16 protein-coding genes and 1 other annotated feature are annotated in these 17,353 nt (G+C 45.6%); of the genes, 12 read left to right on the forward strand and 4 right to left on the reverse strand.

Annotated elements, in window-relative coordinates; all coding sequences use genetic code 11:
• The first annotated feature begins 11 nt into the window (after positions 1 to 11).
• From AC2EXB_RS06695 to AC2EXB_RS06705, 3 genes are all read left to right on the forward strand, one after another.
• Complete coding sequence (locus AC2EXB_RS06695) at positions 12 to 815, forward strand: alpha/beta hydrolase (RefSeq protein WP_483604168.1); 804 nt, start codon at positions 12 to 14, stop codon at positions 813 to 815.
• 22 nt (positions 816 to 837) lie between these two features.
• Positions 838 to 1,851 (forward strand): LLM class flavin-dependent oxidoreductase, encoded by a 1,014-nt coding sequence (locus AC2EXB_RS06700; RefSeq protein ID WP_483604169.1) that lies wholly within the window; start codon positions 838 to 840, stop codon positions 1,849 to 1,851.
• Between the two features lie 388 nt (positions 1,852 to 2,239).
• Positions 2,240 to 3,214 carry a ZinT family metal-binding protein gene (locus AC2EXB_RS06705; protein ID WP_483604170.1) on the forward strand — a complete coding sequence of 325 codons (975 nt, stop codon included), beginning with the start codon at positions 2,240 to 2,242 and terminating at the stop codon, positions 3,212 to 3,214.
• Positions 3,215 to 3,284: 70 nt separating this feature from the next.
• On the opposite strand, the gene AC2EXB_RS06710 is transcribed toward AC2EXB_RS06705, so the two are convergent.
• Entirely contained in the window at positions 3,285 to 4,262 is a 978-nt protein-coding gene (locus AC2EXB_RS06710) for a TRM11 family SAM-dependent methyltransferase (protein ID WP_483604171.1), read from the reverse strand.
• A gap of 152 nt (positions 4,263 to 4,414) precedes the next feature.
• Between AC2EXB_RS06710 and AC2EXB_RS06715 the strand changes: the two genes are divergently transcribed.
• From AC2EXB_RS06715 to AC2EXB_RS06730, 4 genes are all read left to right on the forward strand, one after another.
• Positions 4,415 to 4,708, forward strand: a complete 294-nt coding sequence (locus AC2EXB_RS06715; protein WP_235198830.1) for a hypothetical protein — start codon at positions 4,415 to 4,417, stop codon at positions 4,706 to 4,708.
• Between the two features lie 55 nt (positions 4,709 to 4,763).
• On the forward strand, positions 4,764 to 5,207 hold the full coding sequence (locus AC2EXB_RS06720) for an ASCH domain-containing protein (protein WP_483604172.1): 444 nt from the start codon (positions 4,764 to 4,766) through the stop codon (positions 5,205 to 5,207).
• Positions 5,208 to 5,385: 178 nt separating this feature from the next.
• Complete coding sequence (locus tag AC2EXB_RS06725) at positions 5,386 to 5,889, forward strand: RNA polymerase sigma factor (RefSeq protein ID WP_483604173.1); 504 nt, start codon at positions 5,386 to 5,388, stop codon at positions 5,887 to 5,889.
• Positions 5,882 to 6,823, forward strand: coding sequence for an anti sigma factor C-terminal domain-containing protein (locus tag AC2EXB_RS06730; protein ID WP_483604174.1), 942 nt, complete (start codon positions 5,882 to 5,884; stop codon positions 6,821 to 6,823). Before AC2EXB_RS06725 ends, AC2EXB_RS06730 begins: the two co-directional genes overlap by 8 nt.
• A 36-nt stretch (positions 6,824 to 6,859) precedes the next feature.
• On the opposite strand, the gene mnmM is transcribed toward AC2EXB_RS06730, so the two are convergent.
• On the reverse strand, positions 6,860 to 7,411 hold the full coding sequence (gene mnmM, locus AC2EXB_RS06735) for a tRNA 5-(aminomethyl)-2-thiouridylate-methyltransferase MnmM (RefSeq protein ID WP_483604175.1): 552 nt from the start codon (positions 7,409 to 7,411) through the stop codon (positions 6,860 to 6,862).
• Positions 7,408 to 8,361: a tRNA modification radical SAM protein MnmL/YtqA gene (gene mnmL, locus AC2EXB_RS06740; RefSeq protein WP_483604176.1), complete on the reverse strand. Its 954-nt coding sequence runs from the start codon at positions 8,359 to 8,361 to the stop codon at positions 7,408 to 7,410. Before mnmL ends, mnmM begins: the two co-directional genes overlap by 4 nt.
• A 157-nt stretch (positions 8,362 to 8,518) precedes the next feature.
• Here mnmL and AC2EXB_RS06745 point away from each other — a divergent pair, with 157 nt between their 5' ends.
• The 4 genes from AC2EXB_RS06745 to leuS all read left to right on the forward strand — a co-directional run bounded on the left by AC2EXB_RS06745 (position 8,519) and on the right by leuS (position 13,970).
• Positions 8,519 to 9,712, forward strand: a complete 1,194-nt coding sequence (locus AC2EXB_RS06745; RefSeq protein WP_483604177.1) for an MDR family MFS transporter — start codon at positions 8,519 to 8,521, stop codon at positions 9,710 to 9,712.
• 181 nt (positions 9,713 to 9,893) lie between these two features.
• Positions 9,894 to 10,586 (forward strand): CoA transferase subunit A, encoded by a 693-nt coding sequence (locus AC2EXB_RS06750; RefSeq protein WP_052652086.1) that lies wholly within the window; start codon positions 9,894 to 9,896, stop codon positions 10,584 to 10,586.
• 18 nt (positions 10,587 to 10,604) lie between these two features.
• The gene (locus tag AC2EXB_RS06755) at positions 10,605 to 11,258 is read left to right on the forward strand and encodes a 3-oxoacid CoA-transferase subunit B (RefSeq protein WP_483604178.1); all 654 of its coding nucleotides are present in this window, start codon (positions 10,605 to 10,607) and stop codon (positions 11,256 to 11,258) included.
• A gap of 44 nt (positions 11,259 to 11,302) precedes the next feature.
• Positions 11,303 to 11,508 (forward strand) — a binding site (T-box leader).
• 44 nt (positions 11,509 to 11,552) lie between these two features.
• Positions 11,553 to 13,970: a leucine--tRNA ligase gene (leuS, locus tag AC2EXB_RS06760; protein WP_483604179.1), complete on the forward strand. Its 2,418-nt coding sequence runs from the start codon at positions 11,553 to 11,555 to the stop codon at positions 13,968 to 13,970.
• Between the two features lie 195 nt (positions 13,971 to 14,165).
• Here the strand turns inward: leuS and AC2EXB_RS06765 are convergent, their stop codons facing one another.
• The gene (locus tag AC2EXB_RS06765; protein WP_483604180.1) at positions 14,166 to 15,443 is read right to left on the reverse strand and encodes a BaiN/RdsA family NAD(P)/FAD-dependent oxidoreductase; all 1,278 of its coding nucleotides are present in this window, start codon (positions 15,441 to 15,443) and stop codon (positions 14,166 to 14,168) included.
• Positions 15,444 to 15,741: 298 nt separating this feature from the next.
• Between AC2EXB_RS06765 and AC2EXB_RS06770 the strand changes: the two genes are divergently transcribed.
• Entirely contained in the window at positions 15,742 to 17,349 is a 1,608-nt protein-coding gene (locus AC2EXB_RS06770; RefSeq protein ID WP_483604181.1) for a putative polysaccharide biosynthesis protein, read from the forward strand.
• Positions 17,350 to 17,353 lie beyond the last annotated feature (4 nt).

Consider the following 17,353-nt stretch of genomic DNA (forward strand, 5'->3'; position numbering starts at 1 on the left):
GGTGGCTTGAAATGTGGAAATGGGAATCCATCGGACCGGCAAAAGCTGTAGTTGTCCTCATTCATAGTGCATATGAACATCATCTTCGATATTCTTGGCAAATCGATCATTGGCGTGGCGCCAATTTCCATGTCATCATGGGAGATTTGCCTGGGCATGGCGAAAATGCGGAAAAAGATACGGCGCATCGGGAACCGTTTGAAGACTACGAGAAATCCATAAAGACAGCGGTTAAAGTCGCGATGGAAAACGAATTGCCGGTATTTATCGTGGCTCACGGCTTAGGGGCGACTCTTGCGATGAGTGTGCTTTCCAAAAATAGAATGGATATCGCCGGAGTTGTTTTCACTTCGCCTTGGCTGCAATTGATCAAGACACCTTCTAAATTTTCGAATGCTTTGACCGGCTTTCATAAAGTGACTTCCCGAGTAAAGATCAATCACCATATTTCCATCGAAGAATTGACCAAGAACCAAGAAGTGATCGAGCAGGAAAAAGAGGATCCTTTCTATCGGACCGAAATTTCGGTAGGCTGGTATCATGAGCTTCAATCCTACTTAAAGCTGCTTGCCCAAAGCAAAGGGGTATTTCCGGACATTCCGGTATTTATCCATACAGGAGAACAGGATATGATCACGGATAAAGAAACAGCGAAACGCTGGCTCAAACAGCAAAATCTTAAGGAATTCAGCTACAAAGAATGGACAAATGCTTACCACGATTTATTCCAGGAGCCAGAACGCGAAGACATTTTTATTTCTTCGCATTTATTTATCAAGAATGTTTTGCGTTCTTTAGGATACGTGGTGCAATAAGTTTTGTGAGAGAAGGGATGACATGGCCTTAGCCTTTAGTATATTAGATCAATCGCCGATTTCAGAGGGCCGTACACCCCAGGAAGCGCTGAAAGAAACAGCGAAGCTCGCACAAATGGCAGAGAAATGGGGCTATACGCGATTTTGGGTTTCCGAACACCATGATGCTACGACGCTCGCAGGTTCTTCACCGGAAATATTGATATCCCATTTGGGGGCAATGACAAATACGATTAGACTCGGTTCAGGAGGGGTCATGCTGCCGCATTACTCTTCTTTTAAAGTGGCTGAGAACTTTAAGCTCCTTGAAACTTTATATCCGGGACGGATTGACGTCGGGGTCGGACGGGCGCCGGGTGGAATGCCGCGGGCGAGCTATGCGCTGAATGAAGGACGGAAACGGGATGTAGACCGTTTTCCTGCTCAAATAGACGAATTGCGCATGTATTTGGAAGATCGGATTCCGGAAGACCATGCGTACTACGGCATGAAAGCGACGCCGGTAACAGATTCAGCACCGCCGGTTTGGGTGCTGGGTTCGAGCCAGAGTTCTGCGCAATTGGCTGCTGAAAAAGGCTTGCCTTATATGTTCGCGCAGTTTATCAATGGAGAAGGCGGCCAAAGTTTTGCCAAAACTTACCGCGACGGTTTCGAATCAATGGATGGATCAAAACCGTATCAAGGCGTAGCGATTTTCGTTGTATGCCAAGAAACGGAAGAGAAAGCGGAATGGGTGGCGTCTTCGATGGACTTATCACTTGCCATGGGCGCACAAGGAATGCCATCAAACGGCACGCCGCCGCCTGAGCGCGCCTTCAATTATCCGTATTCTAAATTCGAACGCCTGCTGGTGGAAGAAAACCGTAGACGGATGATTGTCGGGACACCTGAAAAAGTAGTCGATGCTTTGGAAGAATTAGCAGAAGGCTATGGTGCGGATGAAGTTATGCTTGTGACCATCACGTATGATTTCGCCGACAAATTGGCTTCTTACCGATTAGTGGCAGAAGAAATGCAGAAACGGCAAAGCAATTAGATGATTTAATTTTGAAAAATTGAATCGGTTCTTAAGTCGAATAAACGTCCGTAAAATGTTCTCAACATTTGCGGATGTTTTTTTATTGCACGGGAATATAAAAAAAGGCTTGCAATTAGGACAAAATAAATATAATCTATAAAACGTAATGATTACAATTTATAAAATGCAATCAAAAGGAGCGGAAGGGAATATAGTGGATTGCAACTACTGGTACATTATATCTGGCTGAACTGAAATTTTTAATTGAGCCAAAAATTTTGATACATAGTAAAAGAAAAAATTTTGCAGTTTTTCAAAACGTAATGATTACGAATAAAAGAAGGGCAATTGGATTTTGAAAGACTGTACATAAAGAAAAGACATTCAATTTCAGGAGGAATAGAAAATGAAGAAAATAGTAAAAGGACTCGGGTTATTCCTATTGGTTTTGGCATTAGCCGCATGCCAGTCAACTGACGAAACAAACACGGGCAGCGCCACTGAGCAGCGGGCTCATTCAGAAAGCGAAAAAACGGATCAGGAAGTGCCTGAAGGCGTATTGATTGAAGGGTTGGCAGCACATTATCATACAGGAGATGAAATCGAGCTGACAGCATTCTTAAAAGAAGAAGCTGGAGGCGGCCATTGGCACTGGTATAGCAGGGCTAGCAGCTCCGATGAATGGGAAATGGTTTCTGGACAGGAATCAGCCGATTTTACCGGAAAAGCAACGAGTGAAATAGCAGAAATTAAAGCGGTCTTTTACGGTGAGGGCGAAGCGTCAGAAGTCCAGTCGGCACCTGCCGAAATTGCGATTGATGACCATCATGGCCATGATGAAGCCACAACTCAAATCTATGACGGTTATTTTGAAGACGAACAAGTAGCAGACCGGGAATTATCGGATTGGGAAGGGGATTGGCAATCTGTTTACCCTTATCTCGTTTCAGGGGATTTAGATGAAGTTTTTGCCCACAAAGCTGAAACTGGCGATATGACAGCAGAAGAATACAAAGAATACTATACGACTGGCTACATAACGGATGTCAATCGAGTTTTAATCAAAGACGGGAGTGTAACTTTTTTTGATGGGAAAGAGGAATATTCAGGAGAGTATGCCTCAGACGGCTATGAAATTTTGGCGTATGAAAAAGGAAATCGCGGGGTCCGTTTTATTTTCAAAAAGACGGGAGGCTCCGAACAAGCACCAGCGTTTATCCAGTTTAGTGACCACAATATCTATCCGGTCAAATCTTCGCATTTCCATTTGTATTGGGGAGCGGACCGGAAAGAATTATTGGAGGAAGTTACGCACTGGCCAACGTATTATCCTTCAGACCTAGATGCAGAAGGGCTAGTACGTGATATGCTGGCGCATTAGTAGAGAAGAGCAAAAGCACCCGGAGAATATTCTCCGGGTGCTTTTTTCATTGTGTGAATCTGTTGATAGCTTAAGCTTCTTGCAGAACCTTCGTTCTTTCGCAAACAAGAATTTCCCGAAGAAACAAGCCTTTTTTCACCAAGCAGCGATCGGTGATCGAAAACCCGGCTTCATCGATCATGTAGTCGATCGGATCGATTGTCACCACAAGCAATTTTTCGGTGACAGGCAATGCATCTTTGAGAATCCCTTGTTGTTCGGCCTCGGTAGCACTTGTATAAAGGTTGTAAGGCATGTCGATGATGGCCACATCGTATTGCTGCTTAATATCGGCAATGGCTCCCAACTCGACAGCACCCGATAAACCGAAATGTTTAATATTCTCAAGTGAACCTTCGACAACAATAGGGTTGATGTCGCGCCCGACAATATCAATGCCCATCGACAACGCTTCGACCAGTACAGTGCCAATGCCGCAGCAAGGATCGATCGCTTTCACTCCGATTGGATCAGGTACGGCAATATTGGCAAGTGCACGCGCCACTTTTGTACTGAGTGCTGTCGAGTATTCACGCGGTTTTTGCTGATGCTTGAACCAGACAGACTCACTTTGCAAATAATGGCCGAAATACCACCGGCCGCCGAATAGGATCAACCCGAAAATGACGTCCGGATGATGGACATCCGCTTTTCCTTTGATGACAAATCCAATCTGCCGTTCGATGCTTCGTTTTTCCGTGTATTCGATTTGATCAGTCGGTGAAAGGCCGTTCAGTTTCGGGAAAATGATTTTGAATGTAGAATTCTCCATATTTATAGCAGCTGCTTGGTTGATGACATCATCTAATTTTGTTCCTTCAAACAGCAATTCAATCCGTTCTTTGATGAATGGGCTTCTGCTAGGCTCGATGGCCCTCTTGCTTTTAAGGATTTTCTCTTCTGTATCTTTTCCAAAAAAAGAACGCATCTCTAACAGGCATAGGTCTTTTTCATCTTGATGATAGGCATATGTATAAATAAACTCGCCTGTTGGGGTTAAGTGTTTCAATCCATCCCGTCCTTCATTCTGATTATTAGGGTCTTATCAAACAGTATACCAATATCTGCGCTGCGGTGAGCTGCCGTTTCCATCTAATAAATGACGAGGGATGGAATATTCGGTTAAACTAAGATGTAATGATGGATAGCGGAGGTATGAGCATGACTGAAATGCAACGAATTACACAGCAAGAGGTTCTTGAAATGCCGGCATTTGAAAATCATGAAGCGGCGTTTCGTTTTTTCGAAGAAAAGTATGGAGAAAAAATCGTATTGGAAGAATCTTCGGATACAGGCGGTCGAACTTGTTATTTCTACCGATTGATTATTGATGAATCTGCATACATAGAAGGAATAACGGAAATGAATTCGACAGGGAATATAGCTCTCGGGTTTTTGAATAGCTACCAGCCCATTCGGATTTGGGAAGACGGCCGTGTAGAAATTGATGGCTAATGAAATAGCAATTGCGCCAACTTTAGGTGCCTACAAAGAAGAAAAGAGGATGGACATGAATTCACAAGCTCTGAAGTTTTGGAAGGACTACTGGGAAAGCGAAAAACGGACTCCGGATACAGCAGCGGAAGCCTTCCAATTTGGAGCTGATGCAGATTGGCTTGCAAGTCTTGTGGTTGAAGGCAAGAAAACAGCAACGTGTTCCGCACGTGTTTTATATGAAATCGAAAACGAAGCGCTGCCTCAAGTGGGTCAGTACAATATTGTCCTTGATGCAAAAGAAATGCCTGCCGCAATCATTCAAATTACGGAAGTATCTGTTTTGCCGATGAATGAAGTGCCGATCGACTTTGCTTTGGCAGAAGGCGAAGGGGATTATAGTTTTTGGTGGAATGCCCATGAACAGTTTTTTGCAGAGGAATTGAGAGTACACAATCTGGCTTATTCCGATACGATGCTGTTGGTCTGTGAGCGGTTTAAAGTTGTTTATGTAAAGTGAGCGAGAAGGGGCGATGCCGAAAAAGGGCATCGCCTTTTGTGTTCAAGGAGAACAAGTTTGGCGACCAATTAAAGAAATGATGTTGAATAAAGTGCATCTTTTTGCAGTATTTAATAATCCAGCAAGGAATTGTTCACTTTAATCTTACAAGAACGTTTATAAGAAGGGAGGCCGGTAAATGAGCGATTCGATGATGGAGAAAGAGTTATACGAGCAGATAAAAATGATTAAAAATTATTTGATGAAAATAGGTGCGTCCAGAGAAGATGCTGAAGATATCGTTCAAGATGCCGCCTATAAGTTTCTTCTTTATATTGATTCTGTAAATCCTGAGCATGCAAAAAGTTGGCTTTTCCGGGTCGCGGTCAACGGCTATTATGATTTATACCGTAAAGGCTCCAGACGACAAGAAATTTTATTGAAATTCAATTTTCAGAAGTTAATTGAAGAAGCAACGCCTGAAGCAGCTTTGATGCAAAACGAAACGCGAAAAGGGATAGAAAATGTGCTGAAGAAGCTAAAGCCGAAGCATAGGCAGCTTTTATTGATGAAATACAGCATGGGACTGGCCGTAAGAGAAATTGGAACATTGACAGAGCTGAAAGAAGAATCGGTGAAGACGACTTTATACCGAGCACGTAAAGAATTTATCAAAGAACATAGGAGGCAGGAGTATGAGTGAAAATCATAAGTTATTCCAAACGGACAAAGGATTTTCAAAACTAGTAAAGAAAGCCAGAAGAAAGTCGCTGCTGCGGAACATTCTCATCTCGACCAGTGTATCCGTATTGTTGTTTGGCGCTTTATTTTGGATTGGGACATTTATGATGTACCGAAATGCAGAAGCAACAATTGAGGAAGATTATATGTGGCAATTCATCAAAGGCGCCAATGTTGAAAATAATGGATCCATCTACACGAATACGCCTTTTTCAACGACGGTCAAGACTGAGCGCTTTAAAGAAATCGGAGGTGTTCCGATTCCATGGGGGCAGCATGAAAAAGTGTTTTCTATTTTCGGGACCTCACGAGAAGTGCAAGCTGCAATGGTTACAAGCTCCGGCAGTATAAACGATAATCGGATTCCGTTGTTTTTCCAAGGAGAACGGGTAGTGGAATTTTACTACCCAACGGCAAACTATTCAGTGCTGCCCGATGACCGAGGTGTTTTAGAGGAAATTCCAAATCATCAAGTAGTTGAAATGGCATTTTCATTTGATCAAGATTACACGATAAATGAAGTTCGAGAAAAATTTTCAGATCAGCTCGCTTGGTACTGGGTGGATGTGGAAACTGAAAACAGAAAAGAAAGTGTGCAGGAGCCGGTCAGCGGCGAAGATGCGTTCGGCTTTTCATCAAGAATAGAAGAAATGAATGAAGATTCGGCTTCCATGTTTATCCAGCATATTAAGTGGCTGAAAAACGAGAAAGATTCAACAGGGGAAGCAGCACATCTACATGAGGCATTGACTGAAAACGGAAAAATCGAAGCTACCCCTGAAACCTTGAAAATTACAGGGGCCATCGTAACAGGAACTGCTGAAGAATTAAAAGAGTTTACTGTGGAGCCGATGATTCGAGCAGCTGTACTAGGGGCAACAGCGAATAGATATTAAAAAAGCAGGAGGCTGAATACAGCCTTCTGCTTTTCTCTATTTCTTTTCAATAGCTACTAAAAATGGCGGCGAATGGCGCTGGTTAATAAAGCCGTACTGCAAAACATCGTATGCAGCTTGCGGCAGCTCAGTAACAAAATTCAATACTGCATCCCGCTCTTCGCTGCCGCCTTCATGCCCGGAATAAATGACAATCAGTACAACGCCTTTTGGCTTCAATAAGCTTAGGCATTGCTCAATGGCATCTAATGTAGACCGGGATTTTGTGATGATGCTGTGATCACCTTTTGGCAGATAGCCGAGATTGAAGACGGCCGCAGCAATCGGTTCTTTCACATAGCTTGAAATTTTCGCGTGGCTGTCATGAATCAGTTCGACTTGTAAAAATCCATGGACACGCTCACGTGTGTTTCGGATCGCTTCTTCCTGGATATCGAAAGCAAAAACTTTACCGCCATCGCCGACGAGCCCTGCCAAAAAATGCGTATCGTGGCCATTTCCTGCAGTAGCGTCGATGGCGCAGTCACCCGTTTCGACCGCTTGTTCCAATAAAAATTTTGTATAAGGCAATACGCGCTGCAAAGTCATGCATTGATACACTCCCGGTAATTTTTTCCCTGCCACGAATTCCGCTCGGCCAATTCGGCATCAATGCCGTTTAGCACGTCCCATTTATTGGCGCTCCACATCGGACCAATCATCAAGTCGATAGGGCCGTCTCCGGTAATCCGCTGAACGACCATTTCAGGCGGCAGCACTTCCAGTTGATCTGCAACCAAATGGATGTAATCCTGCTTCTCAAGAAATTCAACCATTCCTTTTTCATACTGTTTCACCATCGGTGTCCCCTTTAATAAATGAAGCAGATGGATTTTAATCCCTTGGACATCCAGCTTCGCCACTTCCCGGGCAGTTTCCATCATCATATCGCGATCCTCAAGAGGCAAGCCATTAATGATATGGGTGCATACGCGGATGCCGCGGTTCCGAAGTTTTGTGACGCCTTCCACATACGAAGGGAAATCATGCGCCCGGTTCACAAGAAGCGCGGTGCGTTCATGGACGGTTTGCAAGCCGAGCTCCACCCATAAATACGTCCGTTCGTTTAATTCGGCGAGGTAATCAACCACATCATCCGGCAAGCAGTCGGGACGCGTTGCGATACTTAAGCCAATGACATTTTCCTGTTCAAGCGCCGCTTCAAATTTTTCTTTGATCACCGAAAGTGGAGCATGGGTATTCGTATAGGCCTGGAAATACGCCATATACTTCCCGTCTTTCCATTTCCGGTGCATTTTTTCTTTTATTTTATCGAATTGGACGGGAATCGAATCGACCCGGTCTCCTGCGAAATCACCAGAGCCGGCGACACTGCAGAATGTGCAGCCGCCGTGCGCAACTGTACCATCACGGTTTGGGCAATCAAAGCCGGCATCGAGTGCGATTTTCATCACTTTAAATCCGAAATGGTCGCGCAAATGCCGATTCCATGTGTAATAGCGTTTGCCGTCAGAAGAAAAAGGCAAGTTCATTTCCATCGTAAACAACTCCTCTTTTTTCCATTGTAGCATGTGTAAAATTGCCGCTTCAACGGCAGAAAAATCTGTCTTTAAGATATCGATATATTTCTCTTGTAGAGACGGTTCAAAAGGAATACAATGACTCTTGGAATTTAGTGCGAAGGGAAGAATTTTCATGCCGAAACGCGTCTGGCTCTTAATCATCGGAATGCTCGTAAATGTAACGGGTAATTCGTTTTTGTGGCCATTAACTACCATATATATGCACGATCATTTAGGGAAATCGTTATCGCTTGCTGGCCTTGTTTTGATGGGCAACGCTGGGGCAGCGGTTGTCGGGAACTTACTCGGCGGTGTCTTGTTCGATAAATTTGGCGGCTATAAATCGATTATGGGTGGGATTATCATCACCATTTTCGCGTTAGCAGGCTTAGCCGTATGGCACGAGTTTTTGCCTTTTGTCGTTTTTTATACCATCATCGGCTTTAGCGGAGGAATCGTTTTTCCGAGCATGTACGCGATGGTTGGGACAGTCTGGCCAGAAGGCGGGCGAAAAGCTTTTAATGCCATTTACTTGGCTCAGAATGTCGGAGTGGCGATTGGGCCTGCAATGGCGGGGATTTTAGCAGCCTATAGCTTTGATTACATTTTTGGAGCGAATCTAGCCATGTATATCCTATTTTTTTTCATTGCTTTATTTGGATTCAAGTCCATGTCGATATCTCCGATTTCGCATACTTCGGTTATTAATGAAGGGAAAAAGATACGGAAAAAGGCGCCTTTCAATGCCTTGATGATTGTTTCAGCCGGATACTTTCTTTGCTGGGTCGGATATGTGCAGTGGCAGTCGACAATTTCCGCCTACACACAGGAAATCGGCATTACGTTAACACAATATAGTTTCTTATGGACATTGAACGGAGTATTGATCGTGGCTGGGCAGCCTTTCATCCGACCAATCATGAAACGCATCGAAGACAATATCAAGCAGCAATTGATCATCGGCATTTTGATCATGATGGTTTCTTATGTCGTCGTTGCATTTGCGCAGGATTTCTCGATGTTCATTGTGGCAATGGCCATTTTGACCTTCGGGGAAATGTTCGTGTGGCCTGCTGTGCCGGCACTTGCGAATCAGCTTGCTCCGAAAGGCCGTGAAGGATTTTATCAAGGGATCGTCAACAGCGTGGCAACAGGCGGGCGCATGGTCGGGCCGCTGCTCGGCGGTGTCATGGTCGACGTCTACGGGATGCCGGCATTATTTGTGCTCGTGACGGTATTGGTGGCAATCGCCATTGTCACTTCCTTGCTATATGACCGTCCGTTGAAAAAAGAGCAGGCAGAGCAGCTTCAAGAAAAGTGTAGTTGATGAAATAAGGAAGAAGGCCAGAAACGGGCCTTCTTTTTTATTTGTAAAAATTGCATCGGCAGTTATTCCTTTTGGTTTTGGGTCCATGTATTGCCTTTTGGCTGAGACTTTGTTTAAATTGAAGGTGAAAGCGTTTTTATTTACATAATTCTGTCAACGGAAAGAACGGGGGATGGCTAAAATGAAACCGATTTATGGATCCGCACGCGAAGCGGTGGAACAGATTCAAGACGGCGCAACAATTATGGTTGGCGGGTTCGGGCTCGTAGGGATTCCGGAACAGCTGATTTTGGCGTTGGTCGACAAAGGGGTAACGGACTTGACCGTCATTTCGAATAACTGTGGAGTTGACGAGTGGGGTCTCGGCCTTTTGCTGAAGAACAAACAAATCAAGAAAATGATCGGCTCTTATGTGGGAGAAAATAAGGAATTTGAGCGCCAAGTACTGTCTGGCGAAATAGAAGTGGAATTGACGCCGCAAGGCACATTGGCTGAAAAGATGCGTGCAGGCGGAGCTGGGATTCCGGCATTCTTCACACCGGCTGGAGTGGGTACGACGGTCGCTGAAGGAAAAGAAATCCGTGAGTTTGACGGCAAAGAATACGTGCTTGAACATGCACTTCGTGCCGATTTCGCATTAGTGCGTGCACATAAAGCGGATAAGATGGGGAATCTCGTCTACAACAAAACTGCGCAGAATTTCAATCCGTTGGCCGCAGCGGCTGGAAAAATTACGATTGCGGAAGTCGAAGAAATCGTTGAAACCGGCGACATCGATCCGAATCATGTCCAAACGCCGAGCATTTATGTGCAAGGCTTATTGCAAGCGAAGCAGGAAAAACGCATTGAACGGTTAACGACCCGTTCAGTCTAAGAAAGGATGTGTGCAGCGATGGATAAAAACCAAGTAAGAGAAAGAATTGCGAGACGTGCAGAAAAAGAAATCAACGATGGAGACTACGTAAACTTAGGGATCGGGATGCCGACTTTGGTGGCTAATTTTATCTCGGACAACAAAAGCGTCGTGCTCCAATCAGAAAACGGATTGCTCGGCATCGGGCCCTATCCAACTGAAGACGAAGTGGATCCGGATTTGATCAATGCCGGCAAAGAAACTGTGACGACCATTAAAGGCTCTTCTTTTTTCACAAGCGCTGAATCGTTCGCGATGATTCGCGGCGGGCATATTGATGTGGCGATCTTAGGCGGAATGGAAGTTGCTGAAAATGGGGACTTGGCGAACTGGATGATTCCCGGGAAAATGATCAAGGGCATGGGCGGAGCGATGGATCTGGTGCATGGCGCCAAAAAGGTGATTGTCATCATGGACCATGTATCGAAAGACGGATCTTCGAAAATCAAAAAGCAATGCGAATTGCCGCTTACAGGCAAAGGTGTTGTCAATAAGATCATCACCGACCGTGCCGTCATCGAGGTGACAGCAGATGGATTGGTGCTGACGGAAGTGTTCGAAGGCTTCAGCGTCCAAGATATCATTGATGCTACAGATGCGCCTCTGAATACAGAAAACGTGAAAGTGTCCTGAGCTATTGCCAAAAAACGGCGGTTCCGCTAAACTAAAGATAATAGCAAACGACAGTGAAGAGGAACAGTAAATTGTTTTCATTCCGAAGAGAGCCGGCGGTAGGTGCAAGCCGGTGTTTGGAGCAATTGAACTCGCCTTGGAGTCCGTGTATGTGAAACCAAGTAAGATACACCGTTTTCCGCGTTAAGGAGTCAAGTTGAGCGAGCAATCGCTAATTTGGGTGGTACCGCGGGAAACTCCCGTCCCTTATTAATATGAGGGACGGGAGTTTTTATTTTTGAGGAGGAATTTGAGATGACATTCAAGCACAAGACAGTCGAGAAGAAATGGCAGAAGTTCTGGGATCAGAACAAAACGTTCAAAATGGAAACTGATTTTGATAAACCGAAGTTCTACGCATTGGATATGTTCCCTTACCCCTCTGGAGCTGGACTCCACGTTGGGCACCCGGAAGGTTACACGGCAACGGATATCTTAAGCCGAGTGAAGCGCATGCAGGGCTATAATGTCCTTCATCCGATGGGCTGGGATGCATTCGGCCTTCCGGCAGAACAATATGCACTGGATACAGGAAACGACCCGGCGGAATTCACGGCGAAAAACATCGCAACGTTCAAACGCCAAATCCAGGAACTTGGATTTTCGTATGACTGGGACCGCGAAGTCAACACGACGGATCCCTCTTACTATAAATGGACACAATGGATTTTTATCCAGCTTTACAATAAAGGCTTGGCCTATGTAGACGAAGTGGCTGTGAACTGGTGCCCGGCACTGGGTACAGTTCTTGCTAATGAAGAAGTGGTCGACGGCGTTTCTGAACGCGGAGGGCATCCCGTCGAACGCCGCCCGATGCGCCAATGGGTGCTGCGTATTACAGAATATGCGGACCGTTTGCTTGAAGATTTGGATGATCTTGACTGGCCAGAAAGCTTAAAAGACATGCAGCGCAACTGGATCGGAAAATCCGAAGGGGCAGAACTTGAGTTTGGAGTCGAAGGCACAGCGCATTCTTTCCGCGCATTTACAACACGTCCAGATACGATTTTCGGTGCAACTTATGCAGTGCTTGCACCTGAACATAAATTGGTGGCTTCCATCACGACGGCTGATCAAAAAGCGGCAGTCGAAAAATACATCGATGACGTGAAAACGAAAAGCGATTTAGAGCGTACGGATTTGGCCAAATCGAAATCAGGCGTCTTTACCGGTTCATTTGCAATCAATCCGGTCAGCGGCGAAAAAATGCCGATCTGGATTGCCGATTATGTACTTGCTACTTACGGAACTGGGGCCATCATGGCAGTTCCAGCACATGATGAGCGCGACTATGAATTTGCGAAGCAATTCGACTTGCCGATTGTCGAAGTAGTATCCGGCGGGAACATCGCGGAAGAAGCATACGCAGGCGACGGTGAATTGATCAATTCCGATTTCTTGAACGGATTGAACAAAAAAGAAGCGATCGCAAAAGCGATTTCTTGGCTTGAAGAACACGGTGTCGGCGAGAAGAAAATCACCTATCGCCTACGCGACTGGCTGTTCAGCCGCCAGCGCTATTGGGGTGAGCCAATTCCGATCATCCACTGGGAAGATGGCACAATGACACCGGTAGATGAAAAAGACTTGCCGTTGACGCTGCCGATAACGAAAGATATTAAACCGAGCGGAACAGGCGAATCGCCGCTTGCGAATATCACAGAATGGGTCAATGTCGTCCATCCGGAAACAGGCATGAAAGGCCGCCGCGAAACAAATACGATGCCGCAATGGGCGGGAAGCTGCTGGTACTACTTGCGCTATATCGATCCGACAAATGATGAAATGTTGGCAGATCCGGAATTATTGAAGCACTGGCTTCCGGTCGATGTCTATATCGGCGGAGCAGAACATGCCGTCCTTCATTTATTGTATGCGCGTTTCTGGCATAAAGTGCTTTACGATCTTGGTGTTGTGCCGACGAAAGAGCCGTTCCAGAAATTGTTCAACCAAGGAATGATCCTTGGAGAAGGCAATGAAAAAATGTCGAAATCTAAAGGCAATGTCGTCAACCCAGACCAGATCATCGAAAGCCACGGTGCAGACACACTTCGCCTTTATGAAATGTTCATGGGACCGCTTGAAGCTTCGATTGCTTGGTCAACTAATGGCTTGGACGGGGCACGCCGCTTCCTAGACCGTGTTTGGCGGTTGTTCATCGATGAAGAAAGAGATGCATTGAGTGCAAAAATCGTGGATTCAAACGACGGCAAATTGGAAAAAGTCTATCACCAAACCGTGAAGAAAGTAACGGAAGACTTTGAAGGGCTTCGTTTCAATACAGGCATTTCGCAAATGATGGTCTTCATCAACGAAGGCTATAAAGTCGACGCGATTCCAAAAGAATACGTTGAAGGCTTTGTGAAATTATTGTCGCCAGTTGCTCCGCACGTAGCAGAAGAGCTATGGGAGAAATTGGGCCACTCAGAAACGGTGACATATGAAGCTTGGCCAACGTTCGATGAATCGAAAATGATCGATGATGAAATCGAGGTAGTTGTCCAAGTGAACGGCAAAGTGAAAACGAAATTACTGATTGCTAAAGACAGCACGAAAGAACAATTGGAAGCAGCGGCATTGGCGGATGAGCATGTCCAAAAAGCTGCAGAAGGCAAACAAGTCCGCAAAGTCATCGCGATTCCAGGGAAATTGGTAAACGTGGTAGTCGGATAACATAACAGAACCTGTCGAGGGATTCTCGGCAGGTTTTTTGTTTTGCGCAAATAAACGATGGAATTCTGCAAATAAACGAGGTTATTCCGCAAACAAAGTATGAAATTCCGCAAACAAATCCCAGTATTCCGCAAACAAATCCGAAATTAGGCAAAATAAAACCCCATTTGCATCCCGGCAAATGGGGTTTTATGATTAATGTGTCAGTTGTAAATCTTCTGCAAAAGCAGCAGCACTGCGCCCTGCAACATTTCCGGTCACGAGTGCGGAAGTGATATTGTAGCCGCCTGTGTAGCCGTGGATGTCCAAGATCTCGCCGCAAAAATAAAGGCCGGGCTTTTTCTTAGAAGCCATTGTTTTCGGTTCAATTTCCTTGATCGAGACACCGCCGCCGGTGACAAAGGCTTTCTCAATCGGCTGCGTGCCAGTCACGGTCATTGAGAATGCCGTCAATTGCTGAGCGAATGCCCGCACTTTGTCGCTTGCAAGTTCTGCACCAATGGCTTGCGGATCGATGCCGGCACGTTCCATCAAAAACAGCAGCCACCGTTCTTGGGTGATGCTTTTCCAGACGTTTTTCACCGCTTTTTTCGGTTCGTCTTTCATCATTTTATGAAGCAGTTGGAAAGCGGATTCCGCATTTTCCTCAGGCATCGTGTTGATGCGCATCTGCACCGGTTCGCCGCCGTTCTTTTTCATTTCCTTGACGACGTACTGGCTGCAGCGAAGCACCGCGGGGCCGCTCAATCCGAAATGGGTGAAGAGCATATCCATTTGGTGGGTCACTAAATTCTTCCCTTTTTTATTCAGCACCGAAACAGCAGCATCTCGAAGGGCAAGGCCTTGTAGATCGCGGCTCACGATGAACGGCTCTTTGGACAATAAAGGAACTTCGGTCGGATACAAATCGGTTACGGTGTGCCCCGCTTTTTCAGCCCACGGGTAGCCATCGCCCGTCGAGCCCGTTTGCGGAACGGCTTTTCCGCCGACTGCGACAACAATCGCTTTGGCGGTAAATTCTTCGCCCGAATGCAGCCGGACGCCGGTCACTTTTTCGTCGGTCATCAATAATTTCTTAACCGGTGAATCGAGCATGACTTTCACGTTCAGCCGGTCCATTTCGCGGAACATGGCATCCGCCACGTCTTGCGCCCGGTTGGAAACGGGGAACATGCGGCCGTGGTCTTCTTCTTTCAAAGCAACGCCCAACCCTTCAAAAAAAGAGATGATGTCTTCGTTGCTGAAGACGGAAAACGGACTGTGCAGGAATCTGCCGTTGCCTGGAATATGTTTCACAATTTCGTCAAGAGGCAGCCGGTTGGTCACATTGCAGCGTCCGCCGCCGGAAATGATCAGTTTTTTTCCGAGCTTTTTGCCTTTTTCAATAAGTAAAACCTGTTGTCCGGTTGATGCAGCGGCGATGGAAGCCATCAAGCCTGAGGGACCCCCGCCGATAATAATAACGTCATACATATATAAGAACTCGCTTTCGTTTTTAATTTGAATAGAGGAAAAGTATTTTAATTGTCGAGACTCCGCTTTTCTTAATGTCCAGACTCCAGCGCCCAGCCCCTCGAGTCGCTTCGGTCTTTCAGTTAATGGCAAAGAGCGCCATTTCCTAAAAGACCTCCAGCGCTTGTCGGGGCTAAACGGGCGCTTCCGCTTTTCTTACAGTATACACGATGCATTGAAACTCGTTGAGTAATTTCTTTTATAGGTGTAAACTATCGTGTAGATTGCTTTTAACATTGAACAAGTCAGGAAGTGCAAAATGTCATCACTTATTAAAGGAACTGCCATTCTAACCTTAGGTTTATTTCTGTCAAAAATCCTTGGAGTCATATATGTCATTCCGTTCTACAGCATGGTCGGAGAAGAGAATATTGGCCTTTACCAATATGCGTACATACCTTATAACTTGATGCTGTCGCTGGCCATTTCGGGTGCGCCGATCGCGTTCTCGAAATTTGTCGCTAAATACAATTCACTCGGTGATTACGAAACCGGAAGAAGGCTGTTGAAATCAGGTTTGACCACGATGATGGTCACAGGTTTTGCGGCATTCGTCTTCCTTTATTTATTTGCAGGGCCGCTTGCTGAAATCACCATCGATTCAAAAGACAAAGTCCATACAGTAGAAGATGTAAAAGAAGTGATCCAATGGGTCAGCTTTGCATTGCTTGTCGTGCCGTTCATGAGTTTGTTCCGCGGATTCTTCCAGGGCTATAATTTCATGATGCCGACGGCTGTCTCGCAGCTGATCGAACAGATTGTCCGCATTGTGTTCCTGCTTGTTGGAGCGTATCTTGTCTTGAATGTTTTCAATGGAACACCGGAAACTGCCGTGCAGATTGCTGTTCTATCTGCATTTGTCGGAGCGCTTGGCGGGGTGCTTGTCCTGTTTTACTACTGGAAAAAGAAAAAGCCGGAGTACAATCAGCTCCGGGCGAACTCGGTTGAATCGTATGATGTCAGCCTCCGTGATATGTACAAGGAAATCGCTATTTACGCGGTTCCCGTTGTCTTTCTTGGAATTGCCAACCCGCTATTCCAATTTGTCGATATGCTGACATTCAATAACGCGATGGCCTCTACTGAAGGGGCAGCAAACTCCAGCATCTATTTGAGCATGCTGAATTTCCAGACCCATAAACTGGTCATGATTCCGGTTATGCTGGCTACTGGATTTTCCATGGCGCTGATTCCATTGATCACGAAATACTTTACAACCAATGACCATAAAGCGGTCAATCGAACGCTGGATCAAACATTCCAGATCCTCTTATTCTTGACGCTTCCGGCCGTTGTCGGAATGACTTTGCTGTCTGATGAACTTTACCATATTTTCTATGAAATCAGCGATATGGGTTCTGACGTTCTGTCCCATTACTTGCCGGTAGCGATTCTTTTCGCTTTGTTCCCGGTTACGGCATCCATTTTACAGGGAATCAATCAACAAAAATGGATCATCCTGAATCTATTAATTGGCTTGCTGTTAAAACTGGCTTTAAATATTCCATTGATCGAGCGATTTGAAACAGATGGAGCGATTGCAGCTACAATTATCGGATACGTAGTAGCTACGGGCATGAACTTGGCTGTCATCAAAGTGACCATGAATTATCACTCAAATATGGTGGTTCGCCGAATTATCCTTATTGTATTGATGAACATCGTCATGGCTATTGCGGTATTTGCTGCTTTGGCAGGAGTTGATTTGTTCATCGATATGGACACGAAAATCCATTCGATTTTCCGTATCCTGATTGTCGGAGCAATTGGCGGCGCAGTTTATGGCTATCTTGGGTTGAAAACAGGAATTGCCCAAAAGCTTCTGGGTGAACGATTAACGAAATACACAAGAAAATTCGGGTTCTAGGAGG

Source organism: Planococcus alkaliphilus (genome assembly GCF_057031095.1).